Source organism: Capnocytophaga periodontitidis, from assembly GCF_016126015.1.
GTDB lineage: Bacteria > Bacteroidota > Bacteroidia > Flavobacteriales > Flavobacteriaceae > Capnocytophaga > Capnocytophaga periodontitidis.
The window spans coordinates 721,245-746,276 of record NZ_JAEFDB010000001.1; the positions used below are offsets into that span (position 1 = coordinate 721,245).

The 25,032-nt window shown below is 36.5% G+C and carries 22 protein-coding genes; 15 read left to right on the forward strand and 7 right to left on the reverse strand.

All coding sequences use genetic code 11. The features are described 5' to 3' along the window. Positions 1 to 26: 26 nt before the first annotated feature. The 4 genes from miaA to I7X29_RS03550 are packed head-to-tail and all read right to left on the reverse strand — an operon-like array spanning position 27 to position 3,705. Positions 27 to 938 (reverse strand): tRNA (adenosine(37)-N6)-dimethylallyltransferase MiaA, encoded by a 912-nt coding sequence (gene miaA / locus I7X29_RS03535; protein ID WP_198472847.1) that lies wholly within the window; start codon positions 936 to 938, stop codon positions 27 to 29. Then, on the reverse strand, positions 922 to 1,767 hold the full coding sequence (locus I7X29_RS03540; RefSeq protein ID WP_198472848.1) for an ion transporter: 846 nt from the start codon (positions 1,765 to 1,767) through the stop codon (positions 922 to 924). The genes miaA and I7X29_RS03540 overlap by 17 nt, the downstream gene beginning before the upstream one ends. A 1-nt stretch (position 1,768) precedes the next feature. Beyond that, on the reverse strand, positions 1,769 to 2,428 hold the full coding sequence (locus I7X29_RS03545; protein ID WP_198472849.1) for an alpha/beta hydrolase: 660 nt from the start codon (positions 2,426 to 2,428) through the stop codon (positions 1,769 to 1,771). 29 nt (positions 2,429 to 2,457) lie between these two features. After that, complete coding sequence (locus tag I7X29_RS03550; protein WP_198472850.1) at positions 2,458 to 3,705, reverse strand: dihydroorotase; 1,248 nt, start codon at positions 3,703 to 3,705, stop codon at positions 2,458 to 2,460. Positions 3,706 to 3,903: 198 nt separating this feature from the next. Between I7X29_RS03550 and purE the strand changes: the two genes are divergently transcribed. The 14 genes from purE (at position 3,904) to I7X29_RS03620 (ending at position 18,583) form a co-directional block, all read left to right on the forward strand. Beyond that, positions 3,904 to 4,389, forward strand: a complete 486-nt coding sequence (purE, locus tag I7X29_RS03555; RefSeq protein ID WP_009413586.1) for a 5-(carboxyamino)imidazole ribonucleotide mutase — start codon at positions 3,904 to 3,906, stop codon at positions 4,387 to 4,389. Then, positions 4,382 to 5,929: a glutamine-hydrolyzing GMP synthase gene (gene guaA / locus I7X29_RS03560; RefSeq protein ID WP_198472851.1), complete on the forward strand. Its 1,548-nt coding sequence runs from the start codon at positions 4,382 to 4,384 to the stop codon at positions 5,927 to 5,929. The genes purE and guaA overlap by 8 nt, the downstream gene beginning before the upstream one ends. A 45-nt stretch (positions 5,930 to 5,974) precedes the next feature. Beyond that, positions 5,975 to 7,903 (forward strand): LysM peptidoglycan-binding domain-containing protein, encoded by a 1,929-nt coding sequence (locus tag I7X29_RS03565; protein ID WP_198472852.1) that lies wholly within the window; start codon positions 5,975 to 5,977, stop codon positions 7,901 to 7,903. After that, positions 7,903 to 8,568: a uracil-DNA glycosylase gene (ung, locus tag I7X29_RS03570; RefSeq protein ID WP_198472853.1), complete on the forward strand. Its 666-nt coding sequence runs from the start codon at positions 7,903 to 7,905 to the stop codon at positions 8,566 to 8,568. The genes I7X29_RS03565 and ung overlap by 1 nt, the downstream gene beginning before the upstream one ends. Positions 8,569 to 8,617: 49 nt before the next feature. Beyond that, positions 8,618 to 9,094, forward strand: coding sequence for an SMI1/KNR4 family protein (locus I7X29_RS03575; protein ID WP_198472854.1), 477 nt, complete (start codon positions 8,618 to 8,620; stop codon positions 9,092 to 9,094). 17 nt (positions 9,095 to 9,111) lie between these two features. Continuing rightward, positions 9,112 to 9,393 (forward strand): hypothetical protein, encoded by a 282-nt coding sequence (locus I7X29_RS03580; protein ID WP_198472855.1) that lies wholly within the window; start codon positions 9,112 to 9,114, stop codon positions 9,391 to 9,393. Positions 9,394 to 9,446: 53 nt separating this feature from the next. Continuing rightward, positions 9,447 to 9,722 carry a hypothetical protein gene (locus I7X29_RS03585; RefSeq protein ID WP_198472856.1) on the forward strand — a complete coding sequence of 92 codons (276 nt, stop codon included), beginning with the start codon at positions 9,447 to 9,449 and terminating at the stop codon, positions 9,720 to 9,722. An 11-nt stretch (positions 9,723 to 9,733) separates the two neighbouring features. Beyond that, positions 9,734 to 11,344: a hypothetical protein gene (locus I7X29_RS03590; RefSeq protein ID WP_198472857.1), complete on the forward strand. Its 1,611-nt coding sequence runs from the start codon at positions 9,734 to 9,736 to the stop codon at positions 11,342 to 11,344. A gap of 4 nt (positions 11,345 to 11,348) precedes the next feature. Further along, the gene (locus I7X29_RS03595) at positions 11,349 to 11,528 is read left to right on the forward strand and encodes a hypothetical protein (RefSeq protein ID WP_002678812.1); all 180 of its coding nucleotides are present in this window, start codon (positions 11,349 to 11,351) and stop codon (positions 11,526 to 11,528) included. A gap of 6 nt (positions 11,529 to 11,534) precedes the next feature. Beyond that, positions 11,535 to 12,446 carry a YihY/virulence factor BrkB family protein gene (locus tag I7X29_RS03600; protein WP_009413578.1) on the forward strand — a complete coding sequence of 304 codons (912 nt, stop codon included), beginning with the start codon at positions 11,535 to 11,537 and terminating at the stop codon, positions 12,444 to 12,446. Next, a complete protein-coding gene (gene priA / locus I7X29_RS03605) occupies positions 12,446 to 14,896 on the forward strand; it encodes a replication restart helicase PriA (protein ID WP_198472858.1) in 2,451 nt (816 codons plus the stop codon). Before I7X29_RS03600 ends, priA begins: the two co-directional genes overlap by 1 nt. An 86-nt stretch (positions 14,897 to 14,982) precedes the next feature. Beyond that, entirely contained in the window at positions 14,983 to 16,728 is a 1,746-nt protein-coding gene (locus tag I7X29_RS03610) for an ABC transporter ATP-binding protein (RefSeq protein WP_198472859.1), read from the forward strand. A gap of 20 nt (positions 16,729 to 16,748) precedes the next feature. Then, positions 16,749 to 17,816, forward strand: coding sequence for an isochorismate synthase (locus I7X29_RS03615; RefSeq protein ID WP_198472860.1), 1,068 nt, complete (start codon positions 16,749 to 16,751; stop codon positions 17,814 to 17,816). A 35-nt stretch (positions 17,817 to 17,851) separates the two neighbouring features. Further along, a complete protein-coding gene (locus I7X29_RS03620; protein WP_009413573.1) occupies positions 17,852 to 18,583 on the forward strand; it encodes a DUF4369 domain-containing protein in 732 nt (243 codons plus the stop codon). Here I7X29_RS03620 and I7X29_RS03625 read toward each other — a convergent pair. Beyond that, positions 18,580 to 19,536 (reverse strand): acyltransferase family protein, encoded by a 957-nt coding sequence (locus I7X29_RS03625; protein ID WP_198472861.1) that lies wholly within the window; start codon positions 19,534 to 19,536, stop codon positions 18,580 to 18,582. The genes I7X29_RS03620 and I7X29_RS03625 overlap by 4 nt on opposite strands. A gap of 245 nt (positions 19,537 to 19,781) precedes the next feature. Between I7X29_RS03625 and secDF the strand changes: the two genes are divergently transcribed. After that, positions 19,782 to 22,772, forward strand: a complete 2,991-nt coding sequence (gene secDF, locus I7X29_RS03630; protein ID WP_198472862.1) for a protein translocase subunit SecDF — start codon at positions 19,782 to 19,784, stop codon at positions 22,770 to 22,772. Between the two features lie 59 nt (positions 22,773 to 22,831). On the opposite strand, the gene I7X29_RS03635 is transcribed toward secDF, so the two are convergent. Both I7X29_RS03635 and kdsA read right to left on the reverse strand, forming a co-directional pair. Then, positions 22,832 to 24,241 (reverse strand): CCA tRNA nucleotidyltransferase, encoded by a 1,410-nt coding sequence (locus tag I7X29_RS03635; protein WP_198472863.1) that lies wholly within the window; start codon positions 24,239 to 24,241, stop codon positions 22,832 to 22,834. Beyond that, on the reverse strand, positions 24,241 to 25,032 hold the full coding sequence (gene kdsA / locus I7X29_RS03640) for a 3-deoxy-8-phosphooctulonate synthase (protein WP_198472864.1): 792 nt from the start codon (positions 25,030 to 25,032) through the stop codon (positions 24,241 to 24,243). Before kdsA ends, I7X29_RS03635 begins: the two co-directional genes overlap by 1 nt.

The window sequence follows — 25,032 nt, forward strand, 5'->3', positions numbered from 1 at the left end:
AAGTTTTTTTACTTTGGCTATTTTTCTTACAAATCAACTAATTGACTAATTGACAAATTATTTAATTGGCTAATTTCAAACCAATGAATATCTTTATTCTTACAAAACCAAGTGTATTGTCGCTTTGCAAAACGCCGTGTATTTTTCTTAATTTCTTCGATAGCAAAATCTAAAGATATTTTTCCTTCAAAAAAATCAAATAATTCTCTATATCCCACTGTTTGTAAGGCATTGAGTTCCTTATAAGGAAAAAGCCTTTGAGCCTCTATCAATAATCCATTTTCAAGCATTAGTTCTACTCGATCGTTGATGCGATTATATACGACTTCTCGTTCGGCAGTAAGTCCAATAGTGATATTTGTAAAATCTCTAAGAGTTTCCTTCCTATTTAAAAAAGATGAATAAGGTTTACCTGATGCTATACACACTTCCAAAGCTCGCATCATTCGTTGTGGATTTTGAATATCCATTCGTCCGTATTGAATTGGATCTAAATCCTTGAGTTTTGTTTGCAAATAGGCAATTCCTTGTGTTTGATAGTGTGCATCCAATTCTTTTCTAATTTCAGTAGAAACTTCAGGAAAATCATCTAATCCATAAAGCACCGCATCAGCATAAAGTCCACTTCCTCCCACCATTATCACTACATCGTGTTGTCGGAAAAGCTCAGTGAGCAAAGTAATAGTATCACGTTCAAAATCGCCCACTGAGTAGGGGTCAAATATCGATTTATGTTGTATAAAATGATGTTTCACTTGGGCTAATTCTTCAGCTGAAGGAACAGCAGTACCTATGCTCATCTCTTTGAAAAACTGGCGAGAATCACAAGAAATAATTTCTGTACCAAAGTGTAAAGCTAAATTTATTGCCAAACTCGTTTTGCCTATGGCTGTAGGCCCTATTATAGTGAGAAGTGTTTTCTTATTTTTTATCGGCATCTGTTATAGGTTCATTCAGTGGTGAGCCACATTGGCTACAATATTTTGCTTCAGGAGGATTTTGAAAGTTACAGTGTTTGCAACGTCGACGCTGGGTTTTCATTTTGGTATATTCAGCAGTAACAATACCTGTGGGCACTGCAATGATACCATATCCCAGAATCATTATAAGCGAAGCTAACATTTGTCCTAAGGTAGTTGCAGGAGCTATATCGCCATAGCCTACGGTAGTCATTGTAACAATACACCAATAAATACTACGAGGAATACTTGTAAAACCATTTTCGCGCCCTTCTATCACATACATCAGTGACCCCAAAAGCACACATATCACCGATACAAAATAGATAAAAATAATAATCTTATTTCTACTAGTACGCAATGCCATTTTCAATTCTTCGCCTTGGTTCATAAAGCTCACCAAATCTAAAATACGAAAAATTCTAAGCAAACGCAATGCACGTGTTACCGATATAGCCTTAGCACCTGGAGTAATGAACGACAAGTACATAGGTAATATAGAAATCAAATCAATAATACCATAAAGGCTAAAAATATAACGATAAGGTTTTTTGTTAGTAATAATTCTTAAAACATATTCCATTGAGAAGAAAACAGTAATCACCCACTCCATAAACACGAGTACCCCGTGCAAGTGTTCATTTACTCCTTGCACCGTTTCAAGCATTACCATTATCACACTGATAACAATCAGAGCCAATAACACTAAGTCAAACAACTTGCCTAAAGGTGTGTTAGTGCCATAAATAATGATATAAGCTTTCCGTTTGAAAAGTTCGTATTTAGCGTTGAAAATCTTTTTATCCATACTATTGCTCGGTAAGCCAATCACGGAAAGAATAAAAGTTTTGTGGTGATACACCGTGTCCTATAGGAAATTCTTCGTACTTGTATTTAATACCAAGATTCTTTAAAAATTCGGGAGTTTGTCGTGCCCATTCCACTGGAATCACTTGATCGCTCGCACCGTGTGATACATAAAAACGAGTAGCTGAGTGATTCTCACGTACATAACCTTCCTTTAAAATCTCTTTATTCACATATCCACTAAGCGCAATTACATTGCGTATTTTCTTAGGATAGGAAAGTGCTATTGCCATACTGAGTATACTTCCTTGACTAAAACCTAATAATGTAATATTTTTGTTATCTAAATCATATAGCTTGCAAAGCTCTTCTATACATTGCATAATAAGGTCGCGCGAAGCTATTGCTTGTTCATTATCACTAAAATTTTCTTGTTCAGTATCAAAATTAATCATATACCAAGCATAGCCAAAAGTTACCAAATGATAAGGTGCTCTAAAAGAGATAATCATATATTCAGCTGGTAGAGCATCGGCAAAAGAAAAAAGATCTTCTTCATTGCTTCCATAGCCGTGTAACATAAAGATTACAGGAGGACGTTTAGTCCTCACTTGAGGTTCTCTAACAATATATTCTAATGGGATTTTTTTGTTGTTACTCATTTTAATTATAAGTTTTCTTTTTGTAGTTTCTAATTCAATACCAACTGATTACGAGCTATTACACCTATAACTTTTCCTTTCATTGTCTCGCCTATAAAAGCACTATTTTTAGAAGCCGACAAAATATCATTTATTGTAAAAACTGAAGAGCCTTCGGGAGTAAATAAAGTCATATCAGCAGAAGTCCCTTCAGTAATAGGTGTAGAAGGAATACGAAAACGTTTGCGAGCTGAAGTAAGTAATTGTATAGATCGTTCTATAGAAGTATATTGGGTAAGAATTCCAAAAGCATTCTCTAATCCTATTGTACCAAAAGCCGCCCAGTCAAACTCTTTAAATTTCAATTCTATATCTAATGGATTATGGTCGGAAGTAACAAAGTCTATCACTCCCTCGTTCAAAGCCTCTCTAAGTGCTTGTACGTTAGCAGTATCACGTAAAGGAGGTAATACTTTGTAGTTAGTATTAAAATTCTCTAACACTTCATCTATAAAATGCAAGTTATGTATTGCTACACTGCAACTTACATCTAATCCTTTAGCTTTGGCTTCTCTAATTAAGGCAACCGACTTTGCAGTGGAAATTGTTGGAATATGCAATTTACCCCCTGCATATTCTAATACAGCTAAATCGCGTGCGACCATAAGTTCTTCAGCCAAAGCTGGAATTCCTTTCAGTCCCAAACGAGTAGCTTCAATATGTTCATTCACCACTCCTTTGCCCATAATTTTAGTATCATTAGGAAAGGAAATTACAATACCTCCAAAGGGTTGGGTGTATTGTAAGGCTATTTTTAACAAATTACTATTGCTAATAGCTTTTTTATAATCGCCAAAAGCCACTGCTCCTCCTTTTTTCATATCAAAAAGCTCAGCAAGATACTCGCCTTTACTCTCTATGGTAAGTGCCCCAATAGGATGAGCTGTTGCAGCACAATGAGCAGTTTTATTCTTTATATATACTACCCCCGACTGACTATCCACTACAGGATGCGTAAGCGGATTGATTAATAGATGAGTAAAACCACTTTTTTCAGCAGTACGCATTCCATTAGCTAAAGTTTCTCGTTCTTCAAACCCTGGCTCTCCAAAACAAACACTACTATCTGTCCATCCTTGTGAAACATAAATATTCTCTAATACTTGCATTTCATTAGTAAGGGGAATAGATGCACTAACTTGCTGAATAACACCTCCCGAGATAAGAATATCTCTGACTTTATTGTGATAGGCACTTTCTGGATCAATAATCCGTGCTGATTTTAATAGAATATCCATAGTGGCTTTTTAGGCTTTCATAAATTTTATGGCAAAGGTACAAATTAATTAACAATTAACAATCAACAATTAACAATTTTAACAATTAAGATTAAATGAACTATCTAACTCATCATATAGTTTAATATGCAACTTGCTAATCGACAAATTTGCTAATTGACAAATTATTCGTATCTTTGCCCGAAAAAATATAAATATATGAAAGTAGCTGTGGTAATGGGAAGCAAAAGTGATTTACCCATAATGCAAGACGCTATTGATGTTCTTAAAAACTTTGGTATTACAACAGTTGTAGATATAGTATCAGCACATCGCACCCCCCAGAAACTGATGGATTTCAGCACAAATGCTCATAAAAATGGTATTCAGGTAATTATTGCAGGAGCAGGAGGCGCAGCTCATCTGCCTGGTATGGTCGCCGCTATGTCACCACTACCTGTAATAGGGGTACCTGTAAAGAGCAGCAACTCTATTGATGGTTGGGACTCTATCCTTTCTATTTTGCAAATGCCAAATGGAGTCCCCGTTGCTACTGTAGCTTTGAATGCTGCTAAAAATGCAGGCTTATTAGCCGTACAAATATTAGCAAGTGCCAATGCTGTACTTTTACAAAAAATGATTGATTATAAAGAAAGTTTGAAACAAGCAGTACTCACTGCTGCCGCAACCCTTAACGATGAATAACAACACTTTTCAAGGCTCACGCCTTTTATTATTAGATTTTGGGTCACAATACACTCAGCTTATTGCTCGCCGAGTGCGTGAATTAAATGTGTATTGCGAAATGCACCCTTATAACCACTTACCCGAGAATCTAAGTGATTTCTCAGCTGTAATACTCTCTGGTTCTCCCTATTCAGTGCGAAGTGCAGAAGCCTTACACCCCGACTTATCAGCATTGAAAGGCAAAATGCCACTTTTAGCTGTATGCTATGGAGCTCAGTATTTAGCACACTTTTGCGGTGGTGAAGTAGCTCCTTCTAACATACGAGAATATGGTCGTGCTCACCTCTCTTATATAAAACCTGAAGAACCTCTTTTTGAAGGAATTGCTGAAGGAAGTGTTGTATGGATGAGTCATAGTGACACTATCAAACAATTGCCTATTGGTGCAATCTGTTTAGCAAGTACTCCTGATGTAACAAATGCTGCTTATCGCATAGAGGGTGAAGAAACTTACGCCATCCAGTTTCACCCCGAAGTAACCCACTCCGCCGATGGTATGAAGCTATTAGCTAACTTTCTTTTCAAAATAGCAAAACTCATCCCTAATTGGACGTCCGACAACTTTGTAGAAATGACAGTTGCCCAACTGAAAACTCAAATAGGTAATGAAAAAGTTATCTTAGGATTATCGGGAGGGGTAGACTCAACGGTAGCCGCTGTATTGCTTAACAAAGCCATTGGAAAACAATTGCATTGTATATTTGTAAATAATGGACTTTTACGTAAGAATGAGTTTGAGAGTGTTTTGAAACAATATGAGGGTATGGGATTGAACGTAAAAGGTGTAGATGCTGCAACTCGTTTTCTCTCTGCCTTAGCAGGTAAAACCGACCCTGAAGAGAAACGCAAAACTATCGGACGTGTTTTTATTGAAGTATTTGACGATGAAGCACACAAAATAACCGACGCCCAATGGTTAGCACAAGGCACTATTTATCCCGATGTGATTGAATCTCTATCTGTAAAAGGACCTTCTGCCACTATCAAATCTCATCACAATGTAGGAGGTTTGCCCAATTATATGAAACTGAAAGTAGTAGAGCCTTTGCGTATGCTCTTCAAAGACGAGGTGCGTCGCGTAGGTCGCAGTTTAGGCATTAGTAACGAGCTCTTAGGGCGACACCCTTTCCCAGGTCCTGGTTTGGCCATCCGCATTTTAGGCGACATTACTGCAGAAAAAGTAGCTGTTTTGCAAGAAGTAGATGCCATATTCATCAATGCACTAAAAGAGTACAACCTTTACAACAAAGTGTGGCAAGCAGGAGCAATCCTCTTACCTATCAATAGTGTAGGGGTAATGGGCGATGAACGTACTTACGAACGTGTGGTAGCCTTGCGCGCTGTAGAAAGTATAGATGGTATGACTGCTGATTGGGTAGATTTGCCTTATAAATTCCTCCAAAAAGTATCTAATGATATCATCAACAAAGTGAAAGGCGTAAACCGCGTAGTGTACGACATCAGCAGCAAACCGCCCGCCACTATTGAATGGGAATAAAACAATTAATAGTTAAACAAATTAATAATTAAATCATAAGCCATTATGAAACGTTTTTTAACACTAACCACCTTACTATGCATTACCTTAAGCTTTGCACAGCAAAAACATACCGCAAGTAATTACGAAAGTATTGAAAGCATCGCTAAAATTTATCGCCTTTCACCTGCCGATATTCTCAAACTCAATCCTGGAATAAAAGAGGGTATCCAGAAAGGTGTAACTATCAACATTCCTACAAGTAAGGTAAAGCACTACAGCACCCAGCGCCCAGTAGGCTTTACCTCTCATTTGGTGAAATCAGGAGAAACTTTCTTTGGTCTTTCGCAAAAGTACAACATTTCTATAGACGATTTGAAACGTTATAATTTAGACCTTTACACACGCGAACTTCAAGAAAATGAACGTATCACTATTCCACTTTTCAACAAAACAAATGATATGGTACAAAAAGGAATACAAGGACAAAAACGCTATGTGGTAAAACCTCAGGAAACCTTGTGGAAAATTGCTAAAAACCACAATGTAAGCGTTGAAGAATTGGAACGTATCAACAAAAAAGAAAAAGGATTTAACCCTAATAACATAAAAGAAGGTCAAGAAATATGGGTGCCCGCATCAGCTGTAGATAGCTCTGAACCCGAAGTTCCTACACGTCCTGCAACCAATAAAGAATTAGTGCTTTACCTCATAGAAAAAGGTGAAGGTTTTTACAGCTTAGAACGCAAATTCGGCTTATCACAATCTGATATTGTAAAACTAAACCCTACGATGAAAGATGGTCTAAAAAGCGATGCTCAAATATGGATCCCTAAAGAGAATTACGATCGCTATAAAAATACACCTTTTACTAGTACCCCTAATTACGATTTTGAAAACTCTAACAACACTTTACGCTCAACTTCATCTCCTAATAATGTAAAAGAAATCAGCTATATCTTACCTTTCAAAGTAGCTGATATAGGATCTACAAACAAAGCCGCTGCCCTAAAAGCACGCCTTACTGATAATAAAATCACACCCGTCGCTACTGATTTTTATTCTGGTGCGCTCATCGCTTTGGATTCTCTCCAAAAAATGGGATACAAGTTCAAAGTAAATGTTTATGATAGTGAAGGTGACATCAAAAAGATTACTTCCAATGCTGGCATACAAAACTCACAAGTGGTAATAGGTCCCTTTACTACCAAATCCTTTAATGCTGTAGCCGAGCTAATTACAAACAACAAAACTGCGGTATTAGCTCCCTTAGCAAACAAGAACATTGTGTTAAATCCTAATGTATATCAAACCTTACCTTCTGACGAAGTACAACAAAATCAAATGATTAACTACCTCAACAAGAATTATTCTGATGAGAATATGATTATCTTAGCCGATAGCAAAAACACAGGTTTGCGCGACAAATTAGAACGTGCATTTCCAAACGCCAAAGTAGTAACAGAAATGTCAGCAAATGGATTCGCTAATGCATTGAACTACAGCAAAGAAAATGTAGTATTGTTACAATCTAACGATATAGGTTATGTGTCATTAGCAGTACGCTTATTACACAACGCTTTGAAAGTGAAAAAAAACAATGCCCACCCTAAAATTATATTAGCAACAGTAGAAAGAGGTAATGTATTCGATTCAAACAGTTTGTCTAATAATCAACTTTCCGATTTGCACTTCACCTACCCTACTGTAAACAAATACTCTAATGGTAGTGATAGTTTTTCAGTCCGCTATCAAAAAACTTATGGCATTTTACCTAATAAATATGCTATCCGTGGCTTCGATCTCACTATGGACGCTGTATTGCGTTTAGGAGTATCTGGTAACTTAAATAGTACCAATACCCGTATAGGTGAAACCTCATTCTTAGAGAACAAGTTTGCCTACCTCAAAAACTCTTATAAAGGAGGAGGATATGAAAACCAAGGCGTTTACATTGTTCAGTACGACAATATGGAAATCAAAGAAGTAAAATAATGAATGTACAAATAGATTCAAGTTGGAAGTCGGTATTACAAGAAGAGTTTAATAAGCCGTATTTCAGTCAGCTCACCGATTTTGTAAAGAAAGAATATGCCGAAAATATCTGTTATCCCAAAGGAAAGCAAATATTTTCGGCTTTCGACCATTGTCCGCTGGACAAGGTGAAAGTAGTTATCATCGGGCAAGACCCCTATCACGGCGAAGGGCAGGCAAACGGTTTGTGTTTTTCAGTACACGATGGCATTGCCCATCCACCTTCACTTATCAATATTTTTAGGGAAATAGGGCAAGATTTAGGAACCTCCTACCCTATCAGTGGCAATTTGGAGCGCTGGGCATCGCAAGGAGTTTTGCTGCTGAACGCCACTCTCACGGTAAGAGCCAACGAAGCAGGTAGTCACCAAAATCAAGGTTGGGAAACATTCACCGATGCTGTTATTAAAGCTGTTTCAGCACATTGTAATAATGTAGTATTTATGTTATGGGGAAGCTATGCTAAAAAGAAATCTAACCTTATTGATAGTTCTAAACACTGCATACTCACTTCTGGTCATCCTTCACCTTTGAGTGCTAATAGAGGGCATTGGTTTGGTAACAAACATTTCAGCAAAGCTAATGCCTACCTTACATCTGTAGGTAAGGAAGCCATAAACTGGTAATTAGATAGTATCAAAAGATAAGATATAATAAGGCATAATACTGTAGAAAATGATACAATCCATCATCGAAAAGTATAAAGACAGAATAGCTGTAGGAACCAAAGACTTCATAAATATAACTTGGATTGAGCAAACAGAAAAGAAATTAGGTTTTCCTTTACCTGATAGTTATAAAGAGATGTTATTAAACTATGAATTTATCACTGTTTGTGGAGTCGATTTTAAAACTATTGTGCCACCTGAATATCAAGAGGATGCTGATATTGATATTTATTATACTTATCTAGTAAATTTGCAAAACAATCTATTTCAAAAAGACGAATTAGCTTTCTTAGAGATGGACGAAGAAACCTATTTCTTTAAAATAGAAGAAGCTGGTCAAGCTAATGAATATCCTGTTTACATTCGAGATTATATAATGAATGAAGAGCATCTATATGCCAATAACTTTCAAGAATTTTTAGAACATTTTTTTAGTATAATACTGGAAGATGATTCAAAAAAATATGATAAAAAAAGTAACTAGATCTAATTGTATCAAATATGAAACCATTACAACTAAGTGATTTTACAGTAGACCCTAATGACAATCACATATATCAAGCTGAATTTGAGTATGAAAAAATTACAGCTGAAATAGTTCTTACACACGAAAAATGGGATTTTAATAGAGTTTTTAAACTGTCTGAATCTGTATTTGCAAATTTAGAGAAACTAAACAATAAGGCTAAGTCATTTCTTGCAATGATAGAAGTAGGACAAATCAATGAACAATTAGAAGAGCAAGGAGGAAAAAAATTACTGAAGAAGATTTTAAAAATCTAACCTCCATACTTAAGATCAATATTTGTGATGGAGAAATACAATTTTACTATCTTATGGTTTTAGGAGAGTATTTTTTAGGAGTTCAAATGTCAGCTGAAGATGATTTTAATAATCCTAATTTTTTATATTTATCAATAGAGACTACATTAGAAAGTGATGCTGAAGGACAAAAAATATTTAAAGCAACGGATATAAGTGTATATGAAGTTACTATAGAAAGTGCTGAAAAAAAATCTCCATCTTCTACCTCTAACAATTTTTTGCAAGTATATGATAATAAAAACTTTTTTGAACGAATAGTCTCATTCTTCAAAGGATTATTCAAATAGATATAATTACTATGCAGTACCAAATAAAAACCGTCAAGGAAATCAAACATCTCATTCCAAATGATAGCGAATATGCTGGCTATAGCCAGTTCTATTCTTATGCCCATACTTTTTATGAAAATAGGTATGTAGTAGTAGTGCAAGGTGATTGGCATCCTAAAAGTACTGTAAATTTAGACAATATCAGCACACACTTCCCTGATTATCATTATCAAGAACTAGATGTCCCTACCTTTATCTTCGTACAAGGCAATGCTGTAGTGAGCAACCTCTTCAATCAGCGTAGTGAAGGGGCTTGTGGGCTTATCGTTTTGGGTAACCTATCAGCTGAAAATATAGCAGTTAGTGGACAAGAACTATATATACAAGGTAATCTTTTTGTAGAAGGTTTCTTTTGGGGGGACACAGCTATCGGGAAACTCACCGCAAAAAAAGCATTAGATATTCGAGTATTTATAGAAACTGAATATATTTATCCCCTTGAGCGTTTTGATACTGCCGATGAGGTAACAGTAAGTTATTGGCTCAAAAAAGATGACCCTGATAGATTTAAGAAAAATCATTTATTAAAATCATTACTCCCTAAAACTTTCCTCTACACTAAAAAAGAGGTTGAGGAAGAGAAAATAGAATTATGGGATTGGTCAGCTTGGTTAAAACGCGGTAAACTTTTTGAAGCCTTAGAAAAAGGAAGTGCAATTCTTTATGAAGAAGAGCAAATCGAAGAAAAGATTTTAAACAATGATGGTTTTACTTTCTTATTTAAGAGTACCGATATCAATTTAGAAAACTTACAACGTTTCATTAACCCTGAAGATTTTGCCCTACTTGAAAACAATGATGATGAAACGGGGAGATATTATGAATATTGGGAAGGAGAAATCTTCTATCGTATTACACTTTCTAAAATAAATCCTGCTATAGGAGGCGTGTATTTCTATTGCAACGAACAAGTTTTCTATTTATTTACTGATGGTGAAAAGTTGCATATCTCTTGGCAACCTAATGAGGCATCACCTTTTGTATACTTAGAAGCTCATAAAAACCCTCGTGAATATTATTTTGTACAAGAGTGCTGGCAATACTTCCAGCGTAGGTATTGTGAAGTAGTGCATTATGTAAGACTCTTTAGAGATAATGTAACAGTAGAACGTTATAACCAGTTGCTTTCTCTCCCCGAAGTACAAAAATATTACAGTGATTATACTGATGTTGATGCTGTGCTCTATGTAGGGCGATATGGTTTTCAGTTCCGAAAAGCTGAAGGTAATACTTCTTCACGAATGACGATTACTAAAGAATATTGGGACGATAAATTATGTGATTACCAGTTTGTTTTCTATCATTACGAGCCAAACAAAGAAGGTACTGCTATCAACCTATTTACACAAGACGGCAATGGTTATGAATTTAGTACTTATAAAGTAGATGCTCAACATAGCAAATTCTACAAATTAGCAACTGCTATATTCAAACGTGCCGAAAGAGTACTCCTCTCTGATGAATTCCTCTCTGAAAGAGAAGCTTCTGCACGTGAAATGGATGAGATAAGAAAACCAAAATCTGTGTTCAAACGCTTAGCAGAGAATATAGGTGCTTTTTTCAGCAGACGACGAAAATAAAAATATGAGTTTCAACTTTAATCAATATATAGGTTTTCTCCTTTTTGTAGTCATTTTCCTGATAGGTTTTTGGCTACTGTGCTTTTTGTGTTCGGTACTCCCTTATTGGTTAATAGGAGTAATAAAAGAGCGATTCAAAGAACGAAAATCTACTAAAAATATAGATTCCTCCTCTCAAAACTAACTACTGATGACATTGAAAGAAAGAATACAAAACCTCCCAATCATCAAGCAATTCGTCGGATTTCTAAAAAAAATACGTTTAGCTAAGAATGCTTTTTCTTTGTACGACTTGCTTGAGTTATATATTGTAGGGATTATGAAAGGTACTCTCACATATCGTGCGAGTGCTATTTCATACAGCTTCTTTTTAGCTATATTTCCCTTTTTATTGTTTATTTTAAACCTTATCCCATATATTCCCATTGATGATTTTCAAGTAGATTTTTGGGGATTTATTGATGATATGCTACCTCCTGGTACTCACGATTTCTTTTCTGATATCTTTTTTGATATTGCCGAAAAAAAACGTGGAGGTTTATTGTCGTCTGTATTTTTCTTATCTATTTTCTTGATGACCAATGGTATTATGGCTATTTTTGGAGGGTTTGAATTTTCGTACCACCGTCAAATCACACGCACTTATATCAAGCAATATCTTTATGCTCTAATGGTTGCTATCATCTTGTCATTATTAGTGTTGTTTGCGGTAGTTACTTTCATTTACTACGAAATATATTTAGTGCCTTACCTTGATAAAATCAATTTTATCACCGATTACGAAACGCTTCTCAAAATATCAAAAATCGGATTTGTTGCCCTGATTACCTACTTTGGTACTGGTGTGTTATTTTATTTTGGCACAGTAGAGGGTAAAGAAAGTAAATTCTTTTCAGCAGGCTCTCTCCTTACGGTGTTACTTTTTGGTTTAACCACCTATTTATTTGGTATTTACATCGAAAATTTTTCACAATATAACCAGCTATATGGCTCTATTGGTGCGCTGCTTATTTTCTTGCTATATATTTGGATTAATGCCAATATTCTCTTGTTAGGATTTGAACTAAATGCGTCTCTTTTAAAACTTAAAAAACACGACTAATGTACTTTGTAGAAGTCATATTACCACTTCCGCTTCCTAAATTGTACACTTATCGTATCAACGAGGATGAAGCGCATTTCTTGCAAACGGGAATGCGTGTAGCTGTTTCATTTGGCAAATTAAAAGTATATACAGCTTTAGTTTATAAAATACATACTAATGAACCTACTTATGAAACTAAAGATATTGAATATATTCTAGACGAAACTCCCATCGTTACTCCTGAACAAATTACTCATTGGCAGTGGATTGCCGATTATTATATGTGTACTTTAGGTGAAGTGATAAAATCGGCTTTACCATCAGCTTTTTTGCTAGAAAGTGAAACTATTATCGAAATTGCTGAAAAAGACCTCAATCCCAATCTATTTAGCGATGATGAATTTCAGGTGTACGAAGCTCTACACTACAAAACAGCCTTAAAAGGAAGTGAAGTGAGTAAAATCATTCCTAAAAAGAAGACCTTAAAGGTCATAAAGAGTTTGGTAGAAAAAGGTGCTGCTCGTATTTCAGAAAGAATTTTTGAAAAATATGTGCCAAAGCTCGTAAAATTCATACGTTTAGCAGAAGCCTACCAATCTCAAGAAGGTTTACAAAAAGCTTTAGAATTGCTGAAAGGTGAAAAGCAAAAAAAACTGATAATGGCTTACTTCAATTATATCAATAGAGAGGTTTTACCTTTAAAAGTTGAAAATCTATTAGAAGAAGCTAAGGTTTCAAATGCGGTACTCAAATCGGTAGTAGAAAAAGGTATTTTAGAAATATATTACTTGCAAAAAGATCGTGTAAGTTTCGCTGATAGTGAGGTTTTAGCAAAAAAAACACTCAACAATATACAAAACGAAGCACTATATCAAGTACAACAACAGTTTCAAACTAAAAATACAGTACTTTTACAAGGTGTCACGGCTTCTGGTAAAACCGAAATCTACATTGAACTTATCGACCAATACCTAAAGAAAGGTAAACAAGTGCTTTACTTGCTCCCAGAAATCGCCTTGACAATTCATCTTATCAATCGATTGAAAAAACACTTTGGTAAAAATCTATCAGTATATCATTCTAAATACAATACTAACGAGCGCGTAGAGGTTTGGAACAACGTGTTGAACAATCACCCTAAAGCACAATTAGTGGTTGGGGTACGTTCTTCAGTATATCTACCTTTCAAAAACTTAGGTTTAGTGGTAATTGATGAGGAACACGATAGTTCTTATCGCCAATTCGACCCTACTCCTCGCTTGCAAGCGCGTGATAGTGCCATTATGCTAGCTAACATCTTCAAAGCGAAAACTTTATTAGGTACAGCAACTCCCTCAATAGAAAGTATGCACAACGTAAAAGTAGGCAAATATGGTTTTGTCTATCTATCAAAACGTTATGCTAATTTTCTCCCCCCTATCATCGAACTTATCGACATCAAGGACAAGCTACATCGCAAACGTATGAACGGGCATTTTTCCGATATTCTTATTGAAGAAATGACCAATACTTTATCACAAGGAAAACAAGTGCTTTTGTTCCAAAACCGAAGAGGTTATGCACCTATTGTACAGTGTATGCATTGCGGCACAGTCCCTCAATGCCCACATTGCGATGTGAGTCTCACTTTCCACCATAGTAGCAATCAGTTGCGATGTCATTATTGTGGCTATGCAATACCTATGCCCAAAACTTGTATTGCTTGTGGAAGTGTAGATTTAAAAACAAAAGGTTTTGGTACTGAACAGATTAGTAAAGAATTAGAAGTACTTTTCCCCCAAGTAGCCATCGACCGAATGGATCAAGATACTACCAATGGCAAATACGGATATGAAAAAATATTAGCCAAATTTGAACAGCAAGAAACCCAAATATTGGTAGGTACCCAAATGATTTCTAAAGGATTAGATTTTGAAAATATAGGATTAGTAGGAGTAATGAATGCCGATGCTCTCATTCATTCTCCCGACTATCGAGCTTATGAACGTAGTTTTCAGTTGTTATTACAAGTCTCAGGGCGTGCAGGTAGAAGTGCTCAACGAGGAAAAGTTTTAATACAAACCTACAATCCTCAACACCCTGTAATTCAACAAGTATTACAAAATGATTTCAAGGGGATGTATCAAAATCAAATAGAGGAACGCCAATCTTTCTCGTATCCTCCATTTGTACAAATGATTAAAATAACACTGAAACACACGAACTTCAATCGTACAAATGAAGGTGCTGAGTGGTTCGCTAATGCTCTTAAAGAAGCTTTTGCTTCCAAAAAGGGAATAGAAATTTTAGGTCCTGAGTTTCCCTTAATTTCACGCATCAGAAACGAATATTTGAAAGATGTTTTAGTGAAGGTAAAACCTTCTGAACTTTCTATACATCATACTAAAGAACAAATCAAACGTATAGAAACCAGTTTTCAGTCTATTAGTAATTTTCGTACCATAAGAGTTAGTTATTTGATTGATTAATTTTTAGTTTGCTAATTTGCTAATCAACAAATTGGCTAATTGACAAATTATTCTTACTTTTGCACTCTGATTGAGAATTTAAGCCAATGGCACATCTGAGACATATACGTAAATATTTTTATAAATATAAATACCACTTACTACTTGGGATACTTATTACCATAGTGTCGCGAGTGTTTTCACTCTTTATGCCGCGATATGTAAAAAACTCTATTGCAGCCATTGAGGACTTTGCTAAATCGGCTAACAAAGATGCCTCACAAATGACTTCCTTACTTATAGAATACGCGCTTATTATCATCGGTACAACTATCATATCGGCAGTGCTGATGTTCTTTATGCGTCAGCTTATCATCAATGTATCTCGTTACATCGAATACGATATGAAAAACGAGATATTTAAAAAATACGAACAGCTATCGCTTAGCTTCTACAAACGCAACCGAGTAGGTGACCTGATGAACCGTATCAGCGAGGACGTATCGAAAGTACGTATGTACGCAGGTCCTGCTATTATGTATAGTGTGCAAACTATTACACTTTTTGCTTGCGTAATTCCGCTAATGTTTATCATCTCTCCCAAACTTACTATCTACACCCTTATCCCACTGCCTATTCTCTCTTTGCTTATCTACAAAATGAGCAAAAAGATTAATATCGAAACGATGAAGGTACAAGCCTACCTATCCGACCTTTCTACTTTCTCGCAAGAAACTTTCTCAGGTATCGGGGTAATAAAATCGTATAATAACGAGGCGGCTACCGATGCACAATTAGCAGTACTCGCTGAAGACGGTCGTCAGAAAAATATCAAGCTCGCTAAGATACAGGCTTTCTTTATCCCTACAATGATACTGATGATAGGATTGAGCCTTATCTTTGTAATCTTTATTGGGGGAAAGCTCTATTACACCGGTGAAATACAATCTATTGGAGTAATTGTAGAGTTCAGTATTTACGTGATGATGCTCACTTGGCCTGTGGCTACAGTGGGCTGGGTAAGTTCTATTGTACAACAAGCGGAAGCCTCGCAAAAGCGCATCAATGAGTTTCTTTCCGAAGTACCTCAGATACGCAATCAGGTAGGAGAGCTTACGCCTATTAAAGGAGATATTACATTTGATAAAGTATCTTTCCGTTATGAAGATACGGGGATAGAAGCTCTTAAAGACGTATCTTTCCATATAGAAGCAGGACAAACAGTAGCCGTTATAGGCAAAACCGGTAGTGGTAAGACTACATTGTTAGACCTCATTGCACGTATGTACGATGCAAATCAGGGTGAAGTACTGATAGGAGGCAAACCCGTAAGAGAATTGAATCTACACAGCTTGCGCAGAGCTATTTCGGTAGTGCCACAAGAGAACTTTTTGTTTTCGGACACTATTCGCAACAATCTGCGCTTTGGTAATAAAAATGCTACTGAAGAACAAATAATAGAAGCCTGCCAAAAAGCCGTAGTGCATAATAATATTATAGAGTTTACAAACCAATACGACTCGGTGCTTGGAGAGCGCGGGGTATCACTCAGTGGCGGGCAACGCCAACGAGTAGCCATCGCAAGAGCTTTGCTCAAAGAAGCCGAAATTTATTTGTTAGACGATTGTTTATCAGCCGTAGATATCGATACCGAAGAGAAGATTTTAACTAATTTGCGCGATACCTTAAAAGGCAAAACCGTAATTATAGTAAGTCATCGTGTGTCTATCACTAAATACGCCGATAAAATACTGATGCTCGACAAAGGAAAATTAGTAGAACAAGGTACCAAAGACGAACTTTTAGCTCAAAATGGTGTCTTCAAAGCCTTTTACGATACCCAAACCATATAAGCTATTGTGCAATTTAACTTATGAGAATAGAAACTGAAGATTATATTTCATTTGAAGAACTTCTAAAACAAGTACAGCACAAATATGCTGAACACTTACCTTTTGTGTGCTACAAACCTCCACATCACACTTCAGTAATATTGTTGGAACAAGAAGATGATACACTTCATTTTTTCAACACTGGTAAAGAAGAACAAGAGGGATTTGTTTTCGCTCCTTTCGATACTAACGAACCTGCTGTTATCATCACTCCTAACAAATTTACCATAAGCCATTTACCTACACAATCGATTGTAGAAAATACTAATATTGATATTTTAGAAGATACCAAAACCGAAAAACAAAAGCATATAGATTTAGTAACCAAAGCTATTAATGAAATACATCAAGGAACTTTTGAAAAAGTAGTACTTTCGCGCAAGATAACTATCAAAGAAGTGGTAAATCCATTTAAGAGCTTTACCAATATGGTAACACGATACCCTTCAGCATTCTGCTATTTGTTTTATCACCCTAAAGTGGGAACTTGGCTCGCTGCTACTCCCGAAACACTTTTTCAAAGTAATGGTAACAATTTTCAAACAATGGCATTAGCAGGAACACAACCTTTCAAAGAAGGTAAGATTCATTGGCTTTCTAAAGAAAAAGAAGAACAACAAATAGTTACTGATACCATTGTACAACAATTACAAGGATATGCTGAAAAAATTGAAGTTTCAGCCCCTCAAACCGTGCAAGCTGGAAAAGTAATGCACTTATGCACTATAATTAAAGGAAAAATAGAAGAAAATAAAGCTTTTGAAGTGGTACAACGTCTGCACCCTACCCCTGCTGTCTGTGGCTACCCTACTGATAAAGCTCATAAATTTATTATAGAAAATGAACTTTATAATAGACAATATTACACAGGTTATTGTGGATGGGTATCTAATAATAACCAAGCGCTCTATGTAAATCTACGCTGTATGCAAATCACAGCCAACGAAACCTTTTTATATGTAGGAGGTGGCATTACCAAAGATTCCATACCCGAAAAAGAATACGAGGAAACACAGAACAAAGCTCAAACAATGATAACAATTCTGTAACATCACACTTTTTAATAACTAAAAACTAAATTATAATGAAGAGATTAGTAATGGCAATGTCGGCACTATTGATGATAGTAGCTTGCGAGAAGGACGACAAAAACACGATGATTGTAGAAGGCAATATCGAAGGGTTAAAAATGGGAACTATCTATTTACAACAATATGTAAATGATAAACTTACCAATATCGACTCAGTAGTAGCCAATGGTGATGGTAAATTTACTTTCAAACGGCATTTAGAAAGTCCTGAAGTTTTTTACATCTACCTCGATTTGAAGAAACAAGCTGGCACTGACCTCGGTGACCGCTTAATGTTTTTTGGTGAACCTACCACTATCAACATCAATAGCGCTTATGATATGTTTGAGGTAAGAGCCAATATCAGTGGCTCTCAATCACAAAAGGAATACAATGAATACCTACACACTATGCGACAATTTGGGATGCGTAACGCTCAACTACTTGAACAACAAGTAAATGCTTTCAAAGCTGGTAAAACTTCCTTAGTCGATTCACTAAACACTGCTTCCGAGAAGAATAACTTCCGTCGCCACCTTTTTGTGTTAAATTACGCCCTCTCTCACCCCAATTCTTACATTACTCCTTATGTAGTATTAGCAGATGCTCCTAATACCCGTGTAAAATATTTAGATTCTATCTACGGGAAACTGAACAAAGATGTTGCTAATTCTAAATATGGCAAAGAGTTCAAAACTTATATAGAAATAGCTCGAAAAGCTGAAAATGAGAGTATTAAGAATTAAAATCTACCATAAAGTATTCTCCTCAACCATTTCACCCGCTGTATGAGACGTTGTATAATATCACAGGCGATAACAGCTAAAACCGTAAAAATCACTACGTTCAAATAGAAGTTATCGCCTATATATTTTTTAATATAATCTACCAAAAAACGCATATAGTAATGAGTAACATATATTTCTAATGAAATACTTCCTAAATACTTCAAACATTGTGTTGCTTTATTTTCTGAATGACAGATCCCTTCCCATAGAACATAAGAAGCCGCAATACCCGTAAGTGCCAAAGCATACAAGCGAAGAGAATCGAGTACATAATGAGATTTATCAACTGAAAAAAACAATAAAAGTGGAAAGACCACAAACCCTACCCAGCCTATAGGGCGCAAAATTTTTAAGGCTTGAGATTTATATTTATGGGTAGCATAACCTAATGAAAAATAGATAAAATACCAACACAATTCGGGTAATCCATAAAAGATAGGTTGTGCTCCTGTAACTCGATGCAAAAATACAAGAATACTCCATAAACCTATCATTACCCATATTTCACGGTATTTGTTGATTTTCAAAGCAAGATAGAGCAGAACGCACTCCCAGAAAAGCAACCACAAGAACCACATTCCTTGTGTGGGTTTATAAATAAGCACGCAAAGATGTTCCCATACTTTTTCTATATCGAGGATATAACCGTGATAGGTGGCAGAAATTAAAAACCAAACGAAGAAAGGAATTACTAATACTTGAAAGCGTTTACTGAGGTTCAACTCACCACGTGCATTAAAGTTCACATAGCCTGAAAGGAACATAAATAAAGGCATATGAAAAGCGTAAATAGTTACATAAAAAGGGTTTGTACGGTCATCTCCTGAAAACCATTGTGAAGCGTGTCCCATCACTACCAATATGATAGTAAAACCTTTGAGCACATCAATAAGAGGATTGCGTTCTTTCATACCTATTTCTTTATAGGAGCAAAAATACTTTCTTTTTTTTAATTAGCAAAAATACTTTCTGTTTAAAGCATTCTTCTTTCTTAATAAAAATACTTTAAAAGGTTGATTTTTAACAATTAAAACTCTCCTCGTTTTTTATACTAACAAAAAATATTATCTTTTTTTTAAGAATATTTTTGTAATCCCCACAAAATATGTATTTTTGCCGTTTGAAGAAGTAAAACAAGTAAATTATCAATTAAAAAATGCAAAACAAAGGACTTGTAAAACTATTTGCCATATTGTTTGGACTGATATGTATTTATCAACTCTCATTCACCTATGTGGCAGGTAGAGTAGAAGATGAAGCCAAAGCTTTTGCCGAGGCTAAAGTGCCTAATACTCAAGCTGACTATATCGCTAAACGCGAGGCTATAGAAGCTAAGTATTTGGACGATAAAATGGGGCAAGAGGTCTACAACCTCGGAATTGCAAAATTCACTCTCTCTGAAGTGAAAGAAAAAGAATTAAACCGCGGTCTCGACCTTAAAGGCGGTATCAACGTAATTCTGCAAATCTCCGTAAAAGACATCTTAAAAGGTCTTGCTGACAACTCCAAAGACCCTATCTTTAACAAATCATTAGCCGAAGCCGATGAACAGCTCCGCAAAACCGACAAAACCTACTTGGATTTGTTCTTCGAGGCTTACGCTAAAAACGGAGGTAAATTAGCCTCCCCCGATGTGTTCGCTAATAAAACCCTCAGCGACCAAATCAACTTCCAAATGAGTGATAGTGAGGTGCGCCCTATCATCAGAAAGCGCGTAGACGAGTCTATCGTATCTGCTTTCGAGGTATTGCGCAAACGTATCGATAAATTTGGCGTTTCTCAACCTAATATCCAGCGTCTTGGTAACTCAGGTCGTATTCTTGTAGAACTTCCAGGTGCTAAAGATATCACTCGTGTGCAATCTCTCTTGCAAAGTACCGCTCAGCTTGAGTTCTGGGAAACTTATAAGAATACTGATGTTTTCCCTTATTTACAAGCCCTCAACGAGCAACTTAAATCTACTGCTAAAACTACAGATAAAGTAAAAGATACGCTCACAGCCGCTACTCAATCAGGTAGTAGTGCTATCGACTCTCTACTTACTGATGTAAAGAAGGATTCTGTTCCTACTCAATCAGGAAAAGGAAATCCTTTGTTTGACCTTATCAAAGCTAATTCTTATGAAGGTTCTCCTGTACTTTTTACAGTAAGTTTAAAAGATACTGCTCAAGTAAATAGCTATATCAATTCTCCTGAAGCAAAACATTTGATTCCTGCTTCATTGCAGTATGTAAAATTCGCTTGGGGTAAACCTGATAAAAAGACCTCCCTTATCGAACTTTATGCCCTAAAAGGTAACCGCGATAACACCCCTCCTCTTACAGGTAACGTAGTAACCCAAGCCGAACAAACTTACGACGTTCGCAACCAGCCTGCCGTATCTATGCAAATGGACGGTAAAGGAGCACGCATTTGGGAAGCGCTTACTGGTAAAGCATTTACTCAAAATACCAATATTGCTATCGTACTCGATAACATCGTATATTCAGCACCAGGAGTAACTACAGGTGCTATTTCAGGAGGTCGCTCTGAAATTACAGGGCATTTTACTTTAAATGAAGCTGTCGACCTTGCTAACGTGCTCCGTGCTGGTAAATTACCTGCAAGCGCTGATATCGTACAATCTGAAATCGTAGGACCTTCTTTGGGACAAGAAGCTATCGATAGCGGTATGAACTCTTTCCTTATCGCTACTATCTTCATCTTTGCGTGGATGATATTCTACTACGGTCGTGCAGGTATTTATGCCGACCTCGCTTTGGTATTCAATATACTCCTCATATTTGGAGTGTTAGCAAGTATAGAAGCTGTACTTACGCTCCCTGGTATTGCGGGTATCGTGCTTACCATTGGTATGGCAGTCGACTCGAACGTGCTGATATTCGAGCGGTCGAAAGAAGAGCTACGCAAAGGTAAGAACATCAATCAAGCAGTAGTCGATGGTTTCAAACACGCCCTATCATCTATCTTAGACTCTAACATTACTACAGCGCTTACTGCTCTTATCTTGTTGTTCTTTGGTAGTGGCCCTATACAAGGTTTTGCAACTACCTTGCTCATTGGTATTGCAACTACTTTGTTCACCGCTATCTTCATCACTCGCTTGTTTATCGACTATAGCGTTGAGAAAAAACACACGCTTACTTTCACCACTCCTATTACTAAGAACTGGTTCAAAAATGTAGATCTCAACTTCATCGGCAAGCGCAAAATAGGATATGCTTTTTCTATTATCCTATCAATAATAGGTATCATTTCTCTCTCTACTCGTGGTCTCGACCAAGGTATCGATTTCGTAGGTGGTAGAACTTACCAAATTCGTTTTGAGCACGAAGTAAACCCTACTCAAGTAGCCGATGCCCTCAAAACTACTTTAGGAAATGTAGAAGTGAAGACTTTTGGAGCTCCTAACCAAGTGAAAATCGCTACTAAGTATAAAGTACAAGAAGAAAGCACTGAGGTAGATAATGAAATACAAGAGCTCTTGTACAAAGGATTACAGAAATTCTTACCCGAAGGTACTTCATTCGATAGTTTTGCTAAAGCTAGTTCTACTGATAAGATTGGTATTATGCAATCTATGAAAGTAGGGCCTACTATCGCTGAAGATATTAAGAGCAGTGCGTTCTGGTCAGTTATCGGTTCGCTTATTGTAATCGGTCTATATATCTTATTTCGTTTCCGAAGATGGCAGTTCTCTATGGGTGCGATTGTATCTTCAGCGCACGACGTGCTAATGGTACTCGGTATCTACTCGCTCACTTATAGCATTATGCCTTTCAATATGGAAATCGACCAAGCCTTTATTGCGGCTATCCTTACAGTAGTAGGTTACTCACTAAACGACACGGTGATTATCTACGACCGTATCAGGGAAGTAATGCGTGAGCCTCATTGGTCAAGAGAGAAAATTAATCACGCGCTCAACACTACCCTTAGCCGTACCTTAAACACCTCATTTACCACTATGGCAGTACTCGTTACTATCTTTATCTTTGGTGGTGAAACCTTGCGTGGCTTTATGTTCGCAATGATTATCGGGGTACTCATCGGTACTTACTCTTCTATCTTCGTGGCAGCTCCTCTCATTTACGATACTGTAAAAGATGAAGCTGACCATACTAAAGAAGAAGAACATAGAAAATAATATTTAATTACTAAATATAAAAAAGGCTGTCCGGAATAATCTGGACAGCCTTTTTAATTTTATATCAATTTCATTTTCTTTGCTTTCTCCATCATAAAGGCTTTAGCTGCCTCGTACTCATTGGGGATTTTACCTTCTAAAATTGCTTCTTTTATCGCTTCTTTTAGTACCCCTACAGGTCGCGAAGGAAGTAAATTGAAGGTTTGCATTATTTCTTCACCACTCACCGGAGGTTGAAAATTTCGAATGTGATCTTTTTCCTCTACCTCCACTACTTTCTGACGTACTATTTGAAAATTGTCGTGATATTTCTTAAACTTTTTAGGGTTTTTAGTAGTGATATCAGCTTCACAAAGAGTCATCAAATCTTCAAATTCTTCTCCTGATTCAAATACCAAACGTCGTACTGCCGAATCGGTTACAATATCTTCCGCAATGATAATAGGTCGCGAACTCATTTTTACGATTTTCTGCACGTATTTCATCTTATCGTTCAGTGGCATTCGCAAGCGTTTGAAAAGGTGATATACCATTTTGCTCCCTACAAACTCGTGTCCGTGAAACGTCCAGCCAATCTTCTTATCAAAACGTTTAGTAGGGGCTTTACCAATATCGTGTAACAATGCCGCCCAACGCAACCATAAGTTATCAGTATGTTCTGAGATATTATCTACAACTTCCAAAGTATGCCAAAAGTTATCTTTATGGCGTTGTCCATCTTGTTCTTGTACTCCTTGCAGCGCAATAAGTTCAGGAAGAATATAATGCAATAAACCTGTTTCGTATAGCAATTTCAGTCCTACAGAAGGTTTAGGTGATGCTAATATTTTATTCAGTTCTTCTACAATGCGCTCATTAGAAATAATTTTCAAGCGTTCTTTATTATCAGTAATAGCTTTCAGCGATAGCTCTTCTATCTCAAAATTCAGCTGAGTAGCAAACCTAATTGCACGCATCATACGTAATGGATCATCTGAATAAGTAATATCAGGGTCTAAGGGTGTACGAATAAGTTTCCGCTCTAAGTCTCCTAAGCCGTCAAAAGGGTCAATAAGGTCGCCAAAAGTATCTTTGTTCAGTGAAAAAGCCATCGCATTGATAGTAAAATCACGGCGGTTTTGGTCATCTTGTAGTGTACCACTCTCTACATAAGGTTTGCGAGAATTTGATTCATAACTCTCACGGCGTGCTCCTACAAATTCTATATCTAATCCATCGGCTTTAATCATCGCTGTACCAAAGTTTTTGAATATAGATACCTTAGGATTATTAGGCAATTGTTCAGCTACTTTTTCAGCTAATGAAATACCACTACCAATAGACACTATATCAATGTCTTTAGGGAGTTTTTTCTTTAGTAAATAATCGCGTACAAACCCTCCAATTACGTAACTTTCAAGCGGTATTTCAGCTGAAATATTACTGATAAGTTCAAAAATAGGATTAGAGAGTGCTTCAGTATAGTTCATTAAAATTCGTTAATTGTTTTGCGAATGGCAACCAAACGCGTTAAAAGTCCTTCGAGGAGGTCGAGATGTAGCATATTAGCCCCATCACTTTTGGCATTAGCTGGGTCAAAATGGGTTTCTATAAATAGTCCATCTACATCGTTTACTATGGCTGCACGAGCAATAGTTTCAATCATATCGGGGCGACCTCCTGTTACCCCAGTAGTTTGATTAGGCTGCTGTAATGAGTGGGTAACGTCCATCACAACAGGAGCAAATTGGCGCATTGTAGGAATTCCTCTAAAATCTACTATCAAATCCTGATAACCAAACATCGTTCCGCGATCGGTAATCAAAGCCTTTTTATTACTACTATCAAATACCTTTTGGACAGCAAACTGCATACTTTCAGGACTCATAAACTGACCTTTTTTGAGGTTTACTATCTTACCTGTTTCGGCTGCTGCCACAACCAAATCTGTTTGGCGTACCAAAAAAGCTGGTATTTGCAATACATCTACATACTCAGCGGCCATCGTGGCATCACTCACCTGATGAATATCAGTAACGGTAGGTACTCCAAAAGTTTGACCTACTTTTCGGAGTATTTTCAGCGCTTTTTCATCGCCTATACCCGTAAACGAATCTACACGGCTACGATTGGCTTTCTTAAAACTCCCTTTAAAAGTGTATGGAATATTCAGTTTTTGAGTGATATTCACTATACGTTCTGCAATTTTCATCGCCATATTTTCTCCTTCTATGGCACAAGGTCCTGCTAAGAGAAAAAAATTATCTGCTTTATTTAACAT

Excerpts from the sequence above, each read along its gene's own strand:
- miaA (WP_198472847.1), bottom strand. The coding sequence starts at position 938 with ATGCCGATAAAAAATAAGAAAACACTTCTCACTATAATAGGGCCTACA.
- I7X29_RS03540 (WP_198472848.1), bottom strand. The coding sequence starts at position 1,767 with ATGGATAAAAAGATTTTCAACGCTAAATACGAACTTTTCAAACGGAAA.
- I7X29_RS03545 (WP_198472849.1), bottom strand. The coding sequence starts at position 2,428 with ATGAGTAACAACAAAAAAATCCCATTAGAATATATTGTTAGAGAACCT.
- I7X29_RS03550 (WP_198472850.1), bottom strand. The coding sequence starts at position 3,705 with ATGGATATTCTATTAAAATCAGCACGGATTATTGATCCAGAAAGTGCC.
- purE (WP_009413586.1), top strand. The coding sequence starts at position 3,904 with ATGAAAGTAGCTGTGGTAATGGGAAGCAAAAGTGATTTACCCATAATG.
- guaA (WP_198472851.1), top strand. The coding sequence starts at position 4,382 with ATGAATAACAACACTTTTCAAGGCTCACGCCTTTTATTATTAGATTTT.
- I7X29_RS03565 (WP_198472852.1), top strand. The coding sequence starts at position 5,975 with ATGAAACGTTTTTTAACACTAACCACCTTACTATGCATTACCTTAAGC.
- ung (WP_198472853.1), top strand. The coding sequence starts at position 7,903 with ATGAATGTACAAATAGATTCAAGTTGGAAGTCGGTATTACAAGAAGAG.
- I7X29_RS03575 (WP_198472854.1), top strand. The coding sequence starts at position 8,618 with ATGATACAATCCATCATCGAAAAGTATAAAGACAGAATAGCTGTAGGA.
- I7X29_RS03580 (WP_198472855.1), top strand. The coding sequence starts at position 9,112 with ATGAAACCATTACAACTAAGTGATTTTACAGTAGACCCTAATGACAAT.
- I7X29_RS03585 (WP_198472856.1), top strand. The coding sequence starts at position 9,447 with ATGGTTTTAGGAGAGTATTTTTTAGGAGTTCAAATGTCAGCTGAAGAT.
- I7X29_RS03590 (WP_198472857.1), top strand. The coding sequence starts at position 9,734 with ATGCAGTACCAAATAAAAACCGTCAAGGAAATCAAACATCTCATTCCA.
- I7X29_RS03595 (WP_002678812.1), top strand. The coding sequence starts at position 11,349 with ATGAGTTTCAACTTTAATCAATATATAGGTTTTCTCCTTTTTGTAGTC.
- I7X29_RS03600 (WP_009413578.1), top strand. The coding sequence starts at position 11,535 with ATGACATTGAAAGAAAGAATACAAAACCTCCCAATCATCAAGCAATTC.
- priA (WP_198472858.1), top strand. The coding sequence starts at position 12,446 with ATGTACTTTGTAGAAGTCATATTACCACTTCCGCTTCCTAAATTGTAC.
- I7X29_RS03610 (WP_198472859.1), top strand. The coding sequence starts at position 14,983 with ATGGCACATCTGAGACATATACGTAAATATTTTTATAAATATAAATAC.
- I7X29_RS03615 (WP_198472860.1), top strand. The coding sequence starts at position 16,749 with ATGAGAATAGAAACTGAAGATTATATTTCATTTGAAGAACTTCTAAAA.
- I7X29_RS03620 (WP_009413573.1), top strand. The coding sequence starts at position 17,852 with ATGAAGAGATTAGTAATGGCAATGTCGGCACTATTGATGATAGTAGCT.
- I7X29_RS03625 (WP_198472861.1), bottom strand. The coding sequence starts at position 19,536 with ATGAAAGAACGCAATCCTCTTATTGATGTGCTCAAAGGTTTTACTATC.
- secDF (WP_198472862.1), top strand. The coding sequence starts at position 19,782 with ATGCAAAACAAAGGACTTGTAAAACTATTTGCCATATTGTTTGGACTG.
- I7X29_RS03635 (WP_198472863.1), bottom strand. The coding sequence starts at position 24,241 with ATGAACTATACTGAAGCACTCTCTAATCCTATTTTTGAACTTATCAGT.
- kdsA (WP_198472864.1), bottom strand. The coding sequence starts at position 25,032 with ATGTTAAATAAAGCAGATAATTTTTTTCTCTTAGCAGGACCTTGTGCC.